General features: G+C 53.1%; 18 protein-coding genes. 7 read left to right on the forward strand and 11 right to left on the reverse strand.

The annotated features are described in order from the left end of the window. Position 1 precedes the first annotated feature (1 nt). The 4 genes from RHH81_RS05615 to RHH81_RS05630 are packed head-to-tail and all read right to left on the reverse strand — an operon-like array spanning position 2 to position 3,303. A complete protein-coding gene (locus RHH81_RS05615) occupies positions 2-439 on the reverse strand; it encodes a tetratricopeptide repeat protein (protein ID WP_310743500.1) in 438 nt (145 codons plus the stop codon). Positions 440-451: 12 nt separating this feature from the next. Next, entirely contained in the window at positions 452-805 is a 354-nt protein-coding gene (locus RHH81_RS05620; RefSeq protein ID WP_206201439.1) for an iron-sulfur cluster assembly accessory protein, read from the reverse strand. Positions 806-845: 40 nt separating this feature from the next. Continuing rightward, positions 846-2,282, reverse strand: a complete 1,437-nt coding sequence (gene lpdA, locus RHH81_RS05625) for a dihydrolipoyl dehydrogenase (protein ID WP_302676517.1) — start codon at positions 2,280-2,282, stop codon at positions 846-848. A 58-nt stretch (positions 2,283-2,340) separates the two neighbouring features. Beyond that, a complete protein-coding gene (locus RHH81_RS05630; RefSeq protein WP_206201441.1) occupies positions 2,341-3,303 on the reverse strand; it encodes a DUF362 domain-containing protein in 963 nt (320 codons plus the stop codon). 142 nt (positions 3,304-3,445) lie between these two features. Here RHH81_RS05630 and RHH81_RS05635 point away from each other — a divergent pair, with 142 nt between their 5' ends. Beyond that, complete coding sequence (locus RHH81_RS05635) at positions 3,446-3,850, forward strand: hypothetical protein (protein ID WP_149817595.1); 405 nt, start codon at positions 3,446-3,448, stop codon at positions 3,848-3,850. On the opposite strand, the gene RHH81_RS05640 is transcribed toward RHH81_RS05635, so the two are convergent. After that, positions 3,824-5,281, reverse strand: a complete 1,458-nt coding sequence (locus RHH81_RS05640) for a site-2 protease family protein (RefSeq protein WP_310743501.1) — start codon at positions 5,279-5,281, stop codon at positions 3,824-3,826. The genes RHH81_RS05635 and RHH81_RS05640 overlap by 27 nt on opposite strands. Between RHH81_RS05640 and RHH81_RS05645 the strand changes: the two genes are divergently transcribed. Continuing rightward, positions 5,280-5,954, forward strand: coding sequence for an MBL fold metallo-hydrolase (locus RHH81_RS05645; RefSeq protein ID WP_206201443.1), 675 nt, complete (start codon positions 5,280-5,282; stop codon positions 5,952-5,954). The genes RHH81_RS05640 and RHH81_RS05645 overlap by 2 nt on opposite strands. 232 nt (positions 5,955-6,186) lie before the next feature. Then, positions 6,187-6,624, forward strand: a complete 438-nt coding sequence (locus tag RHH81_RS05650; protein ID WP_206201444.1) for an Hsp20/alpha crystallin family protein — start codon at positions 6,187-6,189, stop codon at positions 6,622-6,624. Positions 6,625-6,726: 102 nt separating this feature from the next. Here the strand turns inward: RHH81_RS05650 and grxD are convergent, their stop codons facing one another. The 3 genes from grxD to RHH81_RS05665 form a co-directional block, all read right to left on the reverse strand. Continuing rightward, positions 6,727-7,050 (reverse strand): Grx4 family monothiol glutaredoxin, encoded by a 324-nt coding sequence (grxD, locus tag RHH81_RS05655; RefSeq protein WP_181496364.1) that lies wholly within the window; start codon positions 7,048-7,050, stop codon positions 6,727-6,729. 61 nt (positions 7,051-7,111) lie between these two features. Next, complete coding sequence (locus RHH81_RS05660; protein WP_149817589.1) at positions 7,112-7,363, reverse strand: BolA family protein; 252 nt, start codon at positions 7,361-7,363, stop codon at positions 7,112-7,114. 69 nt (positions 7,364-7,432) lie between these two features. Next, positions 7,433-10,489, reverse strand: a complete 3,057-nt coding sequence (locus RHH81_RS05665; protein WP_310744319.1) for a response regulator — start codon at positions 10,487-10,489, stop codon at positions 7,433-7,435. A gap of 158 nt (positions 10,490-10,647) precedes the next feature. On the opposite strand from RHH81_RS05665, the gene petG reads away from it, so the two are divergent. Together petG and der are read left to right on the forward strand one after the other, a co-directional pair. Further along, a complete protein-coding gene (gene petG / locus RHH81_RS05670; RefSeq protein WP_149817584.1) occupies positions 10,648-10,761 on the forward strand; it encodes a cytochrome b6-f complex subunit V in 114 nt (37 codons plus the stop codon). Between the two features lie 43 nt (positions 10,762-10,804). Further along, on the forward strand, positions 10,805-12,154 hold the full coding sequence (gene der / locus RHH81_RS05675; RefSeq protein ID WP_206201446.1) for a ribosome biogenesis GTPase Der: 1,350 nt from the start codon (positions 10,805-10,807) through the stop codon (positions 12,152-12,154). Here the strand turns inward: der and RHH81_RS05680 are convergent. The 3 genes from RHH81_RS05680 to RHH81_RS05690 are packed head-to-tail and all read right to left on the reverse strand — an operon-like array spanning position 12,151 to position 14,569. Then, positions 12,151-13,356 (reverse strand): ABC transporter substrate-binding protein, encoded by a 1,206-nt coding sequence (locus RHH81_RS05680; RefSeq protein ID WP_310743503.1) that lies wholly within the window; start codon positions 13,354-13,356, stop codon positions 12,151-12,153. The two genes, der and RHH81_RS05680, sit on opposite strands and share 4 nt — an antisense overlap. Beyond that, positions 13,357-13,875 carry an acetolactate synthase small subunit gene (gene ilvN, locus RHH81_RS05685; RefSeq protein WP_149817577.1) on the reverse strand — a complete coding sequence of 173 codons (519 nt, stop codon included), beginning with the start codon at positions 13,873-13,875 and terminating at the stop codon, positions 13,357-13,359. Between the two features lie 49 nt (positions 13,876-13,924). Then, entirely contained in the window at positions 13,925-14,569 is a 645-nt protein-coding gene (locus RHH81_RS05690; protein ID WP_206201448.1) for a J domain-containing protein, read from the reverse strand. Positions 14,570-14,638: 69 nt separating this feature from the next. On the opposite strand from RHH81_RS05690, the gene RHH81_RS05695 reads away from it, so the two are divergent. Together RHH81_RS05695 and RHH81_RS05700 are read left to right on the forward strand one after the other, a co-directional pair. After that, a complete protein-coding gene (locus RHH81_RS05695; RefSeq protein ID WP_286626312.1) occupies positions 14,639-15,193 on the forward strand; it encodes a shikimate kinase in 555 nt (184 codons plus the stop codon). Continuing rightward, a complete protein-coding gene (locus RHH81_RS05700) occupies positions 15,187-15,744 on the forward strand; it encodes a DUF4126 domain-containing protein (RefSeq protein WP_149817571.1) in 558 nt (185 codons plus the stop codon). The genes RHH81_RS05695 and RHH81_RS05700 overlap by 7 nt, the downstream gene beginning before the upstream one ends. Positions 15,745-15,777 lie beyond the last annotated feature (33 nt).

Raw genomic sequence — 15,777 nt, forward strand, 5'->3', positions numbered from 1 at the left:
GCTATCCCCCCAATACCCACTGTTTGACGCGGGCAAGGGTCTCCCAATCGGGTTTGCGCTGCAGGCCGTCGGCAAAGTTATCGATGACCTCTTGGCGTAGCTCAGCGACAGCAGCAACCACAGTTTGCGCCAATTCAATGTGGGGACGAACCCCCTTTTGGCCTGTTTCTAGCATCGCTACCGCAAGGTTAATGCGCGCTTGGGGGTCTTCAGGATTTAGCTTGACCGCTTTTTGGGCGGCCTTCAGGGCAGATTGGGGCTTGTCATCGAGGAGATAGAGCCACGCTAAGCACGTCCAAGCGGCGCTACTTTTTTGAGCACGCTGGCAAATCTCTTTGAAGGTGGGAATCAGTTCTCCAGGCGGTGTCCCTTCTTTGTAGCGGGCGATCGCCGCCTCAAATTGACGTTCAACGTCACTCACCGGTTGAGATGTGGTCAAGGGCAGAACTCCTTAGGCAGAAAATGAGGTACCACAGCCACAGGTTTGGGTGGCATTGGGATTCGTAAACTTAAAGCCGCCACCAATAAGGGCGTTGCTGTAGTCGAGCACCAAGCCATAGATGTAGAGCATACTCTTGGGATCGGAGACCACTTTGAAGCCATCATAGTCAAAGACTTCATCATCGGGACGGATATTGGCGGGGTCTTCAAAGTCCATCGTGTAGGACATGCCGGAGCAGCCACCCCCTTTGACGCCGACCCGCAAACATAGGTCTTTGCCGTGCTTATCGCGGAGTTCAAGCACGTGCTTGAGGGCAGCTTCGGTCATCATGATTCCCTTGGCGGGTTGTGTGGCCTGTGTCATCACCCACTCCTGAAAGACTCCAAACTTTATCGTAGCAAGTTCAGCGGTGGCTCACCATCTCGTGGGCACGCTTAAAGGCTTCGTCAAGCACCTCCGAGAGGGTGGGATGGGTGTGGACATTAAAGGCTAAGTGGCTCACGGTTTGGCGATCGCGAATGGCATTGGCGGCCTCTTGAATTAAATCCGAAGCATGGAGACCAAAGATATGCGCCCCCAGTAGCTCGCCCGTATCCACACGGAAGATCACCTTGGCGAGGCCATCGGTTTCCGTTTCCGCCAGTGCCTTGGAGTTGCCCTTAAAGTAGGTACGTGCCACTTGTACCTCAAAGCCTTCTTTTTCCCCTAGCTCACGGGCTTGGGGTTCCGTCAAGCCGACAAAGCTCATTTCCGGATGGGTAAAGGCCGCCGCAGGAATACTGCGATAATCCACTTGGCGCGGCCGCCCGACAATGGTTTCAACAACAGCAATCCCCTGCGCTGAAGCGGCATGGGCAAGCATCATCTTCCCCGTGGCGTCACCGATCGCCCACAGGTGGGGAACGGGTTTCCCTTTTTTCGTTACTGCCAAATACTCATTGACGGGGATAAAGCCACGCTTATCGGTGTTGACGCCCACACTCTCTAGGCCAATATCTTGAGTGGCGGGAATGCGACCGGTGGCCACAAGGCAGGCATCCACCTCTAGGACATCCACCACTTCTTTGGTTTTGGCATCCGCCAATTCAATGACCACTGGACTACCGGGAATCACCCGCTTGGCTAGGGTACCGCTGTAGGTTTCAATGTCGCGAGGGGCAATCAAGACCCGCTGTGCCTGTTTGGCAATATCTGGATCAAAGGTGGGCATGAGTTGATCCAGTGCCTCAATCATGGTCACTTCGCAACCCAAGGCGGTGTAAATATCGGCAAACTCTAGGCCAATATAGCCACTGCCAATGATGGCTACCCACTGCGGCAACCAATCCAGCTTAATGGCATCATCACTGGTATAAACGGTCTTGCCATCCACTTCAATGCCGGGGGGAACCCAAGGGACTGAGCCGGTGGCAATAATGATGTCCTTGGCCGTAACCGTTTTCTCACCCGTGGGGGTGGTAATGCTGACTTTCTGACACCCCGCTACTTTGCCCCGACCAATAAGGGTGTCTACGCCAAGGCGCTTGAGGCTGTTTGTCAGATCACTGCGGATTTTTTGTACCAAATTGGCGGCATGGGCAGCCACACCCGCGCGATCCACATTCACCTGCCCCAGTTGAATCCCCAAGGCTTGCCAATGACTGGCTTGACGCAGTTCTCGTACCCGTCCGGCTGCCGCAAGGAGTGCTTTTGAGGGAATACAGCCGCGATTGACGCAGGTGCCCCCCATTTCTGCGGCTTCGACAATGGCCGTTTTCAGACCGACGCTGACGGCATGCAGGGCAGCCCCATGACCCCCCACACCCGCACCGATAATGACGAGATCGTAGTCAAAGCTCAAGGACGGTTCTCCCCAACAGCATTTTCCTAGCTTATCAAAGGGCGTCCCCGCTGAGAACTTAGACCTTTTGGCTATAGGCGGTTAGGGGTTCCTTGATCCAGCGAATATAGAGGTGTTTGAAGGTGGACTTGAGGACACGCGGCGCACCAAAGTCAATGGGCATCATCTGCTGGGGTAGTTGCCAGTCTCGAACAGCTAATTCGTGGGGCTGTGCCAAGGGAAATGTCATCTCACTCAGCTCATAGTTGTAGCCAAGGGCGGTGGCGGCACGTTGGGTAGGAATGCGCTCAGGATCTACATTCAGGATAGCCACGAGGGCGCGATCGAGGGCAAAGACATCACGACTGGCACCCAAAATATTCAGGGGGCGCGGCGTTCCCCCACTGGGGCCATTGCCTTCATGGCCGATAATGCCATCCACAATCGTGAGGTCGGGGGCGATCGCCCGTGCAGTTTCGACGAGCATGCGGCCAAAGCGATCAGCATCCTTACCCGCTTCCATATGCCACCATGCCTTCATTTTGCCGGGGACACAGCCAAAGAGATTCTTGACCCCAAGGGTGAGGGTGAGTTGCACATGGGATTTCACCTTGGGTAGGTTAATGACGACATCGGCGGCCATCGCTTCTTTGCTCAGGCGCAGGTGGGCAAATTCAGGATTGTCTGTAGCATAGCGATCGCCATGGAATTCAATGACCGGTAAATTCAATTCCTGAATAAAGGGCAAATAGCCATTGTTGCGGGCGACCCCCAATGCCGAGCCAAAGGCAGGTCCATCCCCTAGGAAGGGTTGTCCCCCCACCGCCTGCACCATTTTGGCAACGCAATAGACCAGTTCTGGGCGAGTGACGCATTCGTGTTTTGGTCGTGCGCCGGTGAGTAAGTTCGGCTTGAGCAGCACGCGATCGCCCGGTTTGACGATCGCCGCCATTCCCCCCAAGGGCGCTAGGAGTTCCTCAAGGGACGCACTGAGACGGTCAAGGTCATAGGATGTTGCCCGCAGTAAACTCACGCTTGGCATTGGAGGCTCCTTGTCACTGGCATTGTTTCTCAACAGTGTGCCACAAAGATAAAATTGAGGCTTTGCAATCCCTGCCCAATGATCCTCTCAAACCAACATTAGATGATGAAAAAGCTGCAAAAAGATACGATAGAGAAGAGACATGTCTGCTAACGAGCGATCGCGAATGCCCCAAGGCCTTGAGTCAGAATTTCGGCAGCAGGTGGATCGCCTGCATCGCTTTACCGTTCTCATGCGCTGGAGTGTGGTGCTCTTTCTTTGGCTGACGGTTGGCACATTGAGTCTCTGGGGCTTCCGTTATGAAATTAGCCTGATGCGCGAGCATTTTACGTGGGCAGCGTTGCGTTATGGCATTCTCTTCAATCGGCTGCCGGCGATCGGTTTGGCGCTGTGCATTGGCATGACCCTGAGCGTTCTCTACTGGCAGACCCGCAACATTTTCTGGGGCAGATCCCCCAAGTGGCAGCAACGCCTAGAAAAACAAGTCCTGCGCATTCGTCAACAGGGGCAACGCCATCCCCTATGGCATTGGGTGTGTCGGCAGTAGCAAATCCCCCAGGGGTGCCGGCACCGGCAAAATAATGAGCAATAGCAACACCAGTGCCATCAAGCCAAGGGCATCGCGCCAGTTATCCAATTCACTGACATCATTGAGGGCAGGTTCATCAAAGGCGGGCATAAAGAACAGGATCAAAGCCCAGACAAAGAGCCACGGTTGAATAAAGGAGAGAATCAGCACCAGTAAACGGCTGACTTGGCCAATGACTGCCCCCGCCCGATGACCATACATCGCATGGACAATGTGCCCCCCATCCAATTGACCCACCGGCATCAAGTTCAAAGCCGTCACCACCAAGCCCAGCACTCCCGCCACTGCCATCGGATGGAGGTGTAGCGCACTATCACTCTTGAGGGCAGCGCCAAAAATGGCTTTGGCAATCAGGGCAAAGAGAATCGAAATGCGGGGACTAAACACTTGGGGATTGAGGGGCTGCTCGGAAGCATTGGCGGGCAGTTGTACCACCTCGGACTGCTGTAGTCCCCAAATTAGAATCGGTAGGGTCACGAGCAATCCCGCAAGGGGACCCGCCATACTGATGTCAAAGAGGGCACGGCGATGGGGAACGGGCGATCGCATCTGGATAAAGGCCCCCAGTGTGCCCATGGCAAAGGGTAGAGGAATAAAGTAGGGCAGCGTTGCTTTGACGCGGTAATACCACGCAGTGGCAAAGTGTCCCAGTTCATGGATGCCCAAAATCAACAGCAGACTGACACTGTAGGGCAACCCCTGCCAGAGCAAACTGGGATTGAGTCGCAGTTCCGCCGCCGTCAGCTCAGGCGCCACGAGTGCCAAGCCAGCAACCGTTGTCGTCAGAAACGTTAAAGCCAATAGTCCAAGGCTGAGGCCGGGACGAAAAAGCTGTTGGGGCTGGGGCAAGCGATCGCGGGGAATCAAGGCAAAAAAGGGCTTATTACTCAAACCCATTTGAAACATGACCAGAAAGCGATCGCCAAAGCGTTGGGCAATATTGCGCTCCACGGTTTCATAGACTTGGTTCGCATCCCCGCGCATTTGCCCCCGGCAGATCACCGCCTGCGGACGATACTCAATTTGTTGCAGATAGTACATGCCCCAAGGGAAACAGCTCTGCAATTGCGTTTCTTCATCCTGATTGAGGAGCTTGCCATTTTCCGTCGGTGTGGGCAGTGGGGGTGTGGGTGGTGCCGCTGGTAAGGAGGGCTGGCCTCGGCGCAAAAGCACAAGATAGAGCACCGAACTGGTGACAAAAACAAGGATCAACCATCCCGACGGCACAGGGGTATTCCCTAAAAGCAGCATCCAACCCCCAATAAAAAATGCTGGCAACATCAGCACTAGCCATAGGAGCCACCAAGGGGTTTGACTGACACGGGCAGCACTCTGGCGGACAATAAAGACCAAGATCAAACCCAATACAATAAGGGAAATCCATGTCATGATTTCGATCCCTGTGGCTCAACAACAGAAACCGCCCCGCCTTGTATTGCCCATGGTTTACGGGTTTCCACCAAACCGCGAGACGCTGGGAGGCACTGCTTATCTCATTGTAGAAAATGATGGCAATACCCTTATTGATTCCCCCCCTTGGACAGAGAGCAGCCAAAATTGGCTCAGGGAGCAGGGTGGCGTTCAGCGCCTCATCCTTACCCATCGAGGGGCGATCGCCCGCGTTCGTGAGCTGCAGCGCACCTTTAACTGTGAAGTAATCATCCATGGTCAAGAAGCCTATCTTCTACCCCAAGTGACCGTAACTCCGTTTAACCACCATCTAGCGATTAGTGAAACCCTCGAAATCCTCTGGACACCCGGTCACTCCCCCGGCAGCGCCTGTGTCTATTGGTCTGGCCAAGGGGGTGTTCTCTTTAGCGGTCGTCACCTACTCCCTACGCCGACGGGAGAACTAGCACCGATGAAAACGGCGACCACCTTCCACTGGCCGCGGCAACTGCGCAGTGTTGAGACATTAAAAGCCTTTTGTCGGCAGAAGTCCCTGAGTTATCTCTGTCCGGGGGCAAATATTGGTTTTCTGCGGGGGACACTGGCGATCGCCAACGCCCAAGCCATTCTGCAAGAAATCCCTGTTGATAACCTTTTGGCTAACAAGGTTTAATGTTTCCTTAATTTCCCCATCAGGATAATACAGGTTCGGGAAAAGGAACTTGGAGAGATCGTTAAACCCCACTTAGATCAAAGCTTGCATCCTCTATAGTGAAGGTAGGCAGAGGGAATAAGCCCAAGCAATACCAAGGCAAACAAAAACAAAGTTAATTGTTGGTGCTGTTCTCTCTGTAAATCATCCCGTGGGCAATCTAAAACCTTAAGGAATACAGGAGGATCAGCGTATGGCACTCGTTCGTTGGGAACCGTTCCGCGAAATCGATGCGCTACAACGCCAAATGAACCGTCTATTTGATGAATTGATTCCCTTGACCGAACGTCGCAGCGATCTCAGCTTCTTGCCGGCAGCCGAACTCGAAGAAACGCCTGATGCTTTGCTTCTAAAAATTGAACTGCCCGGCATGGAGGCCAAAGACCTCGACATTCAAGTGACGGCAGATGCCGTCTCTGTCAGTGGTGAACGCAAATCTGAAAGCCAAAGCGAAAGCAATGGTATCAAACGCACCGAATTCCGCTACGGTAAATTCCAACGGGTCATTCCTCTGCCAGTGCGGATTCAAAACACCGATGTCAAAGCCGAATACAAAGATGGCATCCTGCACCTGACCCTGCCGAAAGCGGAAGAAGAGAAAAACCGCGTCGTCAAAGTAAACCTTGGCTAATCCGCCACTTTCTCGGCCAAACGGTCAAGGTTGTTGAACAGATGATGAAGCTCCCCCAGCAATGGGGGATTTATTTTGGGCGTCAGTGAAGGTGAGAAAAAACTAGGAAGCTAAGGCCACCTCAACCAGTTGTTGCAACTCACCACTTTGGTATAGCTCAATGAGAATGTCCGAGCCACCAATAAACTCACCATTGATAAACACTTGGGGAATCGTTGGCCAGTTGGAATACTCCTTAATCCCTTGGCGAATCTCAAAATCCTCAAGGACATCCACCGTTTCATAGGGAACACCGAGGGCATTCAGGATTTGCACCGCATTGTTGGAAAACCCGCATTGGGGCATGAGCTTGCTGCCCTTCATAAAGACAATGATTTTGTTGCTTTTGACGAGGTGATCAATTTTGGCGTGGAGTTCGGGTGTCATCGTTGGCTTTCCCTCTTGAGTTCACAAGTTACAAAAGAACAGCAATAGATTGCATTCTAAATCACTGGCGTTGTGCCCATTGCTGGGGGGTATAGGTCTTGAGGGCAAGGGCGTGGAGTTCATTGCTAGCCATGAGATCCTTAAGGCTGCTATAGACCAATTGGTGCTGCTGCACCAGTCGCTTACCCTCAAAGGCAGCAGAGACCACTACAGCTTCGTAATGATCGCCACCCCCGGTCAAATCTTGCACTTGAACAAAGGCATCGGGCAAGCTGGATTGAATTAAGGTGGTTAGTTGTTCAGGGGTAACCATAGATAATTATTTATTCCTAGCTGGAATCAAGAACCAGTTAATCTATCTCCTTTAGTCTATCGCTAAATGTTAAGTTGTTGGGGTCTGGAGGGGATGGCACTGACGGAGGGCACGCACCAAGTCTTCAAGGTTAATGGGCTTGCTCACATAGTCATCCATACCTGCATCTAAGCAAAGCTGGCGATCGCTCTCCATGGCATTGGCGGTCATGGCAATAATTCGCGGACGGGGTTGGTTCAGCTGTTGAAACAGATTAATCACCTCACGGGTAGCCGTTATCCCATCCATCTCCGGCATCTGCATATCCATCAAAATCACATCATAGGGCTGCCGTTGCACCGCATCCAGCACCTCCAAACCATTGGCAGCAATATCACCGCGATAGCCCAATTTTTCTAAGATGCGCAGTGCCACCATTTGATTGACTTTGTTATCCTCGGCAATGAGAATCCGCAGCGGCGGCAGACCGGCTTTTAAGTCTTCAAAGGATAGGGCAGCCGCTGGCTTAGGCGATACCGTTGTCGGCTTTTTGTCAAATAAATGGTTAAGGACATTGTACAGGGTGGACTGTTTGACCGGCTTGCTGATCAGGGCAGAGAATAAAGCAGTTTCCGACTCTGGCAGTGTATTGCCTAGGGAGGTTAGCAGAACCAAGGGCAATTGCGTGTAGGTGGCGCGAATTTTACGAGCAAGGGAAATGCCATCCATCTCCGGCATTTGCAGATCTAAAATGGCCACATCCGGCAGGGCTTGTTGTTGAAGCAGCACAAGGGCCTTGGGGCCACTCTCAGCCACAAGGGGGTGCATTTTCCAGTTTTTGGTTTGTAGGGCGAGAATTTGCCGGTTAGTAGCATTGTCATCCACAATGAGCACGCGCCGATTTTCAAGATGGCCGACCCCCCTGCTCTCTTTGGAAATGGCCCGCGGATTGACGAGAAATTTGACAGTAAAGTAAAAAATAGAGCCACTTTCTTCAATTGGGATCGAGTCATAGTTGGCTGGGGGTGTGCCGCCAATGGCCAAAGGATCTGTGGCCGTTTTACTTTCTACCCAAATTTGCCCCCCCATATGCTCCACAAGGCGTTGACAAATGACAAGGCCCAAACCTGTGCCGCCGTAGTGGCGAGTGGTTGAGGCATCCACTTGCATAAAAGGCTGAAAGAGGCGAGCCATGCCCCTTGGCGAAATGCCGATGCCCGTATCCTGAATGGCAAACCAGTAGGAGTAATAGGAGGGCATAAACTCATACTGGCTCATTGGTGCAGGCATGCCCTTAAGGTAGAGGGTCACATTGCCACCTTGGGTAAATTTGATGGCATTGCCCATGAGATTCACCAAGACCTGCCGCAGTCGCCCCATATCACCAATGACCTCATAGGGAATCCCTGGCTCAATATGGGCAGCTAGTTCCACCTGGCGATCGCTGGCTCGACTGGCCAAAAGGTCGAGGACTTCTTCGACACAGTCACACAGGTTGAAGGGATAGCTCTCTAACTGCAGCTTGCCCGACTCAATCTTAGAGAAATCGAGAATATCATTGATGATGGCGAGTAGAGCGTCACCACTGAGGCGAATGGTGTTGACAAATTCCCGCTGTTGGGGATTGAGGGGGGTATCCAGCAGTAATCCAGTCAGGCCAATGATGGCATTCATTGGGGTGCGAATTTCATGGCTCATGGTGGCTAAAAACTCACTCTTGGCCCGGCTGGCTTCCTCAGCAGCCCTGCGCGCTTGCTCTAGGAATTCCTGCTGCTGGATCATTTGGGAGATGTCTTCCCAAGTGCCGACAAAGCGATCTTTGCCACGGCTTTGCTGCAGAGGAATAATCCGCGCCCTAATCCAGCGACTGCTGCCGTCTTCTTGAACCACCCGGAAGCGCTCGTTGAGGGGTAGCCTCTTTCGCTGGCAGGCGACCCATGCCTTCAAGACGCGATCGCGATCTTCAGGGTGCAGGCGTTCTATCCACTGTTGTTCGGCTTCCTCCAGACTGTTGACGCCCAACAGGTCTAGAAGTGCCTGATTCAAAAAGGTGGGTCGTCCCTCGGCATCTAGGGTAAAAATGCCCACCGGCGCCATTTTGCTGACACTACGAAAGCGCGCTTCACTTGACTTTAGGAGTTCTCGCAATTGCTCTTTGCGCTGGCGATCGCGGGCAATGATCAGGATAGCACCACCCACCAAAACGGATAGGGCAGCAAAGAGGACAAGGAACTCCTGATGTAGGCGGCGGTTGTATTGCGCCAACTGGGTGTCAGAGAGCCGCGAAACCAACCACCAACGGGTGCTGCTCCAGTCACGAGCTGAATTGGTTGCTCGATCGGCAGAAAGGTAGTTGGCCTTTAGGGGAAAAAAGGCTTGATAGATAAATAGCCCCTGGGCGCTTAATAGGCTGCCTCGAGGCCGTCGTTGCATTTGTTGCCACAGCAGCGGATATTGATTGCGGATCGTAAACTGCTGTCGCTCAGGATAATAGAATCCCCATTCCTGGTGATGATTTTCTGCAATGAACCAATAGCCTTGGTCATTTGCTAGGAGGCAGCTGCTGTTCCCTAGATTGCAATTGTTGATCAACTGATTGAGAAGGTGGCTGGCGCGGTAACGAACCAGCAAAACCCCCCTTGGTGCTGCTTTTTGGTACAGGGGTACCCCAATATACAAAACAGGTTGAGCCAAGCTGAAACCGGTGCCCTCTATTAAATCCAAGGGGGAAACAAAAATCTGGTTGGGGGTCAATCGCTGTAGGATAGGCCAGTAACGGTCAATTGTCTTGGTCGCAGCGGCATCCGTTGCTTTGGGTGTGGCATGCCACTGAAAACGCACCCTGCCCTCTGGATCAAGAAAATAAAATTGATCATAGTGTTTTTTGAGGTGTTGCCATGCTGCCAGTCCTGCCTTTGCCTTTTCGTGAGCCTCTTCCCCAGCAGAAGCCTCCATTAAATTAGACAACACCTGCAGTGCCATCAAAGCTCTCAAATCTTCAACCGCGTCATCTAAGATCATTCTTAGGAGCAACCGGCTGCGCTCTAGTTTATACTCCTCCTGCAGTTGTAAGTCCTTCAGAAGGGCGTAGCGTTGACTAAAATACAGGGGTGTTAACAGAGCGGCAATGACTGCTGTTGTGGGCAAAAATAACTTAATAAAAGAGAAAAGAGGAAAGCGAAACATGGACGTTCTCGCTGGCGGTGAGGATGATTTTTCCTGATCAACAGGGAGATGCCGATACAGCGCCCATTCATTAGTGTATCGTGAGGAATGGAGTTGATGGTTAAAAGGGGTGTAAGACCATGATTGAACCTTTACTGTGCGGCATTGTGCTGGGGCTAATTCCAGTCACATTGGCGGGGTTGTTCTTTGCTGCCTACCAGCAGTACAAGCGCGGCAGTCAATTTGAGACCTAGGTTGAGGGGTAAACTCAAGCCTGATTCTACGAACAACACGCCTATGGCTTTGCCTGTTGTTGCCGTTGTAGGACGCCCCAATGTGGGCAAGTCCACCTTTGTCAATCGCTTGGCCGGGGAACGGGATGCCATTGTCCACGATCAGCCCGGTGTAACCCGCGATCGCACCTACCGCCCAGCCTTTTGGCGCGATCGGGAGTTCTTGGTGGTGGATACTGGCGGACTCGTCTTTGACGATGACAGTGAGTTTCTCCCCCTGATTCGCCAACAGGCGGAACTGGCTCTGCAGGAGGCAACAGCTGCAATTTTAGTGGTAGATGGCCAAGCAGGACCCACTGCCCTAGACTATGAGATTGCGGCTTGGTTGCGGCAGCATCCTGTCCCCGTTTTGGTGGCGGTCAATAAATGCGAATCTCCTCAAATGGGTCAGGCGCAGGCGGCAGAATTTTGGGCGCTGGGTCTAGGGGAACCCTACCCCATTTCCAGTATTCATGGCAGCGGTACGGGGGAATTGCTGGATCAGTTGATGACCTACTTACCCGCAGCGGCAACGCTCCCCGAGGCGCCGGAAATTCAGGTGGCCATTGCTGGGCGTCCCAATGTGGGGAAATCCAGTTTGCTCAATGCCTTGATTGGGAGCGATCGCGCCATTGTCAGTCCGATTTCAGGTACCACCCGTGACGCCATTGATACCGTGATTGAACACAATGGCACCCAGTACCGCTTCATTGATACCGCCGGCATTCGTAAGCGGAGTCATGTGGCCTACGGGCCTGAGATGTTTAGTGTGCATCGCGCCTTTAAGGCGATTCACCGCTCCGATGTCGTGCTGTTGGTGTTGGATGCTCTCGAAGAAATTACGGAACAGGATCAGCGCTTGGCGGGGCATATTGCCGATCAGGGGCGTGCCTGTGTCCTAATTGTGAACAAGTGGGATGCCGTTCCCGAAAAGGATACCTATACGATCAATACCTATCGCGATCGCCTGTATCAGCGATTGAATTTTCTGGAGTGGGCAGATGCCCTCTTTGTCAGTGCCCATACGGGTCAACGCCTCGACAAAATTTTTGCAGCAGTAGATGCAGCGGTTGAACAACATCGTCGCCGCGTCAGTACAGCCGTAGTCAATGAAGTGATTCAAGAAGCCCTACGCTGGCATACGCCCCCCGCGACTCGCCAAGGCCGCCAAGGAAAAATCTACTACGCCACCCAAGTGGCCACCCAGCCGCCAACATTTGCGATTTTTGTCAACGATGCCAAACTCTTCAAGGACAACTATCGCCGCTACATTGAAGGGCAAATTCGCCAACAACTGGGATTTCGAGGCACCCCCATTCGTCTCCTTTGGCGCAGTAAGAAACCTCGTGAAGCTGCCGAATTAGCAGTCCGTTAGGGTTGGTGTTCAACTTTTTTCACCAAACTAAACTTCCCACTCTGGCCATCGTCACTCATCTCAATCTGGCCAACGTAAAAGAAGCGTTGCAGCACTTCGCCTTCAGGGGTAAAGCGAATTTCCCCAAGGGGGGTTTCATAGACTCCCTTGAGAATCTCTTGATTCAAGGCCTGACGCAAATCGGCAAGGGGCAATTCCGACAGGTTCTTTTCTTGAGACAGTCGTGCCAAGGAGTCCGCAAAGACTTGAACTGCCGTAAAGGCTTGAGCACTGAATTGAGAGGGGGCTTGACGATATTTGGCTGCAAAGGCGTCGCGAAACTTGACATTCATGGGATCGGGGTTTTCGGGATTATAGGCCTGCGCCACCAGAACGCCATTGCAGAGGCGACGACAAACGGGGAAGAGGTTGACTGTGTTGACGCCATTCCCGCCCAAAATTAGGCCTTGGTAGCCCAATTCCCGTAGTTGGCGAATCAAATTGCCGCCGTCGGCTGCTAAGCCGGAGATAACAATTAAATCAGGTTTGAGATTGAGGGTGGCATTGATTTGGGCTTGGAAATTGGTATCCGTGGTTTGGGTCTGCTGGACAGTCACCAGTTCAAGCTTGGGGTTCTCGCGAATGGCCTTTTGAAAAATCTCGGTTTCTGAGCGACTAAAGGCATCGTCTTGGGCAAAAAAGACCGCCACTCGGCGAATGTTGGGATTAATCTCAAGGGCTGCTTGAATTGCCGTGGGTGCCACCACATCCACCCCTGCGGAGACGCGACTAATGAAGGCACCGATTTCGGGAATGCCACGGGCGGTATTGGAAGGAGCCACCACGGGGACACCAGCCTGCTCGGCAATAGGATCGGCACTAAACGCCTGCTGCGAGAGGGTGGGGCCAACAATGCCAATCACGCGATCGCGATTGATTAAGGTTTGAAAAACATTCACTGCCCCCGCTTCATCACTGCCGGTATCCTGAATCACCAGCCGTAGGGTCTGCCCCTTGATCTGGCCGGCTTGGTTGAAAAACTCCCCGGCGACTTGCACCCCCTGTAGAGCCTCTTGGCCGTAGAGAGCGGCATTACCGGTTTGAGCGAGGGCAACTCCAAGGGGTAATGCATTGTTGCTTACTGAGGGAGACTCCGTTGCGGTACAGCTACTGAGGGCGATCGCCCCTAGTGCAAGTAATAACCAGCGATACTTCCCCGCCAATTAGACCCGTGCCTCCAAGGACTTTAGGTATTCCGTATTCACCCCCGACTCACGCACAAGGGCAATTTTACCGGTGCGGGCAATTTCGCGAATCCCAAATTTATTCAGCATTTGGACAATGGCCACCATCTTGCCGGGGTCACCGGAGACTTCAATGGTCAGGGAATCATCGGACACATCCACCACCTTGGCACGGAAGATTTGTACCAGTTCCAAGATTTCAGAGCGGGTGCTGGCGGTGGCATTCACCTTCAGGAGCATCAGTTCCCGTTCCACACAGGGAATCGTGGTAATATCCTGCACCTTGAGGACATTGATCAGCTTGTAGAGTTGCTTGGTCAATTGCTCAATGATGGCATCGTCGCCGGGCACCACCATCGTAATGCGGGAGATGCCAATTTGCTCCGCAGGGCCTACCGCTAAGCTCTCAATGTTAAAGCCACGCCGCGCAAATAAACCGGCAATGCGAGTGAGCACACCCGCCTCATCTTCCACTAAAACCGATAGGGTATGTTTCATAACTGGGATTGAATCTTGCTGCCATGCTGGGATGCTGATTCTCTCTAGTTTAGCGGACAAGCTGACACTCTGCGAAGAGGCGCTGGGCAATGCGAAAGAGTTCCTGCCCAGTGTGCAAATAGCGATCGTCGTAACTGTGGCTAAATTGCTCTAGCTCATCGAGACCATCCACCAGTTGATTCAAACAGTAATAGAGGTGGGCTGCCACCTTGGCCACAGCAGCGGGGTTGGGTTGGGCTTGGAACGTATAGCGGGCGCGGGTGAGGGCGCGACGACAGTCCTGCAAGTAGGTAAGGAAATGATCCATGAGGTCATCATCAAAGGGATCAGCTGCAAGGGCATCAATCTGGCGGGGGAGCGATCGCAAGACCGCCTCAATAATCCGACTCACGGGGTTGTAGGTGAGGGTCAGCCATTGCTCTAGCTCGCGATCGGCAGCTTGGGAACGCTGCACATCAGGCTGAGCGGTTGTTTGCTGGACACGGTGCTGGGCATCATAGGCCTGCCGACACTGCTCATCCCCCAAGATTTCATAGGCGGCGTTAATGGCGGCCATCCGCTCATGGCTGGAGCGATCGCTAGGATGGTAGTCGGGGTGATACTGCTTGACTAAGCGGCGATAAGCGGCCTTAATCTCGGCTTGGGTAGCCGTTACTGCCACCTGTAGTGTCACGTAGGGATTGGGCTGGGACATCGAAATGGTGAGAAGACCTCCATATTTAGGTTAAAGTGCTGATTTGGCGGTGTCGAGAAATGGTTATCTATGGAACTGCAAGAACGCCTTGGAGGAGTCAATATCTATCTGGTGGGGATGATGGGTGCCGGTAAAACCACCACAGGTCGCATCTTGGCGCAACGCTTGGGCTACGGGTTTGTGGATACAGATGCGGTGATTACAGAGTTTCGCCAACGACCCATTCGCGAAATTTTTGCCCAAGAGGGGGAGGCTGCTTTTCGGGAGTTGGAACAACAGGTCTTAGCACAAGTCTCTAGTTACCATCATTTGGTCGTGGCCACCGGTGGCGGCATTGTCCTCAACCCGATGAACTGGAGTTATTTGCGCCATGGCATTGTGGTCTGGCTTCATGTCCCCCTTGCGGTGCTCTGTCAGCGCCTGCGCCAAGATCAGGAACGTCCCCTGTTGCAGGATCAGCCCCTTGAGGAACGCTTGAGTGAACTGCTGCAAGCGCGTCAATACCTCTATGCGCAGGCGGATTTAGAACTGGCGATTACGGCTGAGGATACCCCGGAAACGGTGTGCGATCGCCTGTGGGAAACCCTCCCCAATATCTTGAAACCCATAGAGCCATCATGCTAGAAGTTCTAGCGATTCTTTCAGCAGCAGCGGCCGGCGGGCTACGACTGGCACTGCCCCTCCTGTTGATTGGTCTATTGCAGGGGGAACAACTGTGGTCACAGGTGCCTTTACTGCGCCATTTTTCCCCCTATGGCGTGGTTGGTGTGTTAGCCGCTTGGTCGTTTCTGGAGATCTTCCTGTCCCGCAATGTCTGGGGCTACCGCCTGATTATCCTTGTACAACTGTGCTTTAGCCCCCTTGTGGGTGCCCTCCTTGGCATGACCGTGGCAACAGCAACAGAGACACCTCAGTGGCTCATTGGTACCCTGAGTGGTCTTTTTGCCTTTGTGTTGCAATTGGTGCAGGTGGGTTGGTTTTATCGGCTGGGGAAGTTACCCCGCTGGGTGATTGTCGGGCAGGATATCCTGTGTATGCTGCTAATTTTATTTGCCCTCAGGGCACCCAAGCAGGGCGGGTTAATTGCCTTACTCCTGTTGTGGTTGGCCGTTCGCAGTGCTAAGGATTGGCAACAACGACATCAGCGCTCCCGCCGCCAACGGCTAAATTCCTAGGACTTGTGCTAAAGTCTCTCTAGCGTGGCAGGA

Source organism: Thermosynechococcus sp. PKX95 (assembly GCF_031583295.1).
In the GTDB taxonomy this organism is placed as follows: Bacteria; Cyanobacteriota; Cyanobacteriia; order Thermosynechococcales; family Thermosynechococcaceae; genus Thermosynechococcus.

Excerpts from the sequence above, each read along its gene's own strand:
- RHH81_RS05630 (WP_206201441.1), bottom strand. The coding sequence starts at position 3,303 with ATGCCAAGCGTGAGTTTACTGCGGGCAACATCCTATGACCTTGACCGT.
- RHH81_RS05640 (WP_310743501.1), bottom strand. The coding sequence starts at position 5,281 with ATGACATGGATTTCCCTTATTGTATTGGGTTTGATCTTGGTCTTTATT.
- RHH81_RS05635 (WP_149817595.1), top strand. The coding sequence starts at position 3,446 with ATGTCTGCTAACGAGCGATCGCGAATGCCCCAAGGCCTTGAGTCAGAA.
- RHH81_RS05620 (WP_206201439.1), bottom strand. The coding sequence starts at position 805 with ATGACACAGGCCACACAACCCGCCAAGGGAATCATGATGACCGAAGCT.
- ilvN (WP_149817577.1), bottom strand. The coding sequence starts at position 13,875 with ATGAAACATACCCTATCGGTTTTAGTGGAAGATGAGGCGGGTGTGCTC.
- RHH81_RS05645 (WP_206201443.1), top strand. The coding sequence starts at position 5,280 with ATGATTTCGATCCCTGTGGCTCAACAACAGAAACCGCCCCGCCTTGTA.
- RHH81_RS05650 (WP_206201444.1), top strand. The coding sequence starts at position 6,187 with ATGGCACTCGTTCGTTGGGAACCGTTCCGCGAAATCGATGCGCTACAA.
- RHH81_RS05690 (WP_206201448.1), bottom strand. The coding sequence starts at position 14,569 with ATGTCCCAGCCCAATCCCTACGTGACACTACAGGTGGCAGTAACGGCT.
- RHH81_RS05660 (WP_149817589.1), bottom strand. The coding sequence starts at position 7,363 with ATGGTTACCCCTGAACAACTAACCACCTTAATTCAATCCAGCTTGCCC.
- RHH81_RS05695 (WP_286626312.1), top strand. The coding sequence starts at position 14,639 with ATGGAACTGCAAGAACGCCTTGGAGGAGTCAATATCTATCTGGTGGGG.
- der (WP_206201446.1), top strand. The coding sequence starts at position 10,805 with ATGGCTTTGCCTGTTGTTGCCGTTGTAGGACGCCCCAATGTGGGCAAG.
- grxD (WP_181496364.1), bottom strand. The coding sequence starts at position 7,050 with ATGACACCCGAACTCCACGCCAAAATTGATCACCTCGTCAAAAGCAAC.
- petG (WP_149817584.1), top strand. The coding sequence starts at position 10,648 with ATGATTGAACCTTTACTGTGCGGCATTGTGCTGGGGCTAATTCCAGTC.
- RHH81_RS05700 (WP_149817571.1), top strand. The coding sequence starts at position 15,187 with ATGCTAGAAGTTCTAGCGATTCTTTCAGCAGCAGCGGCCGGCGGGCTA.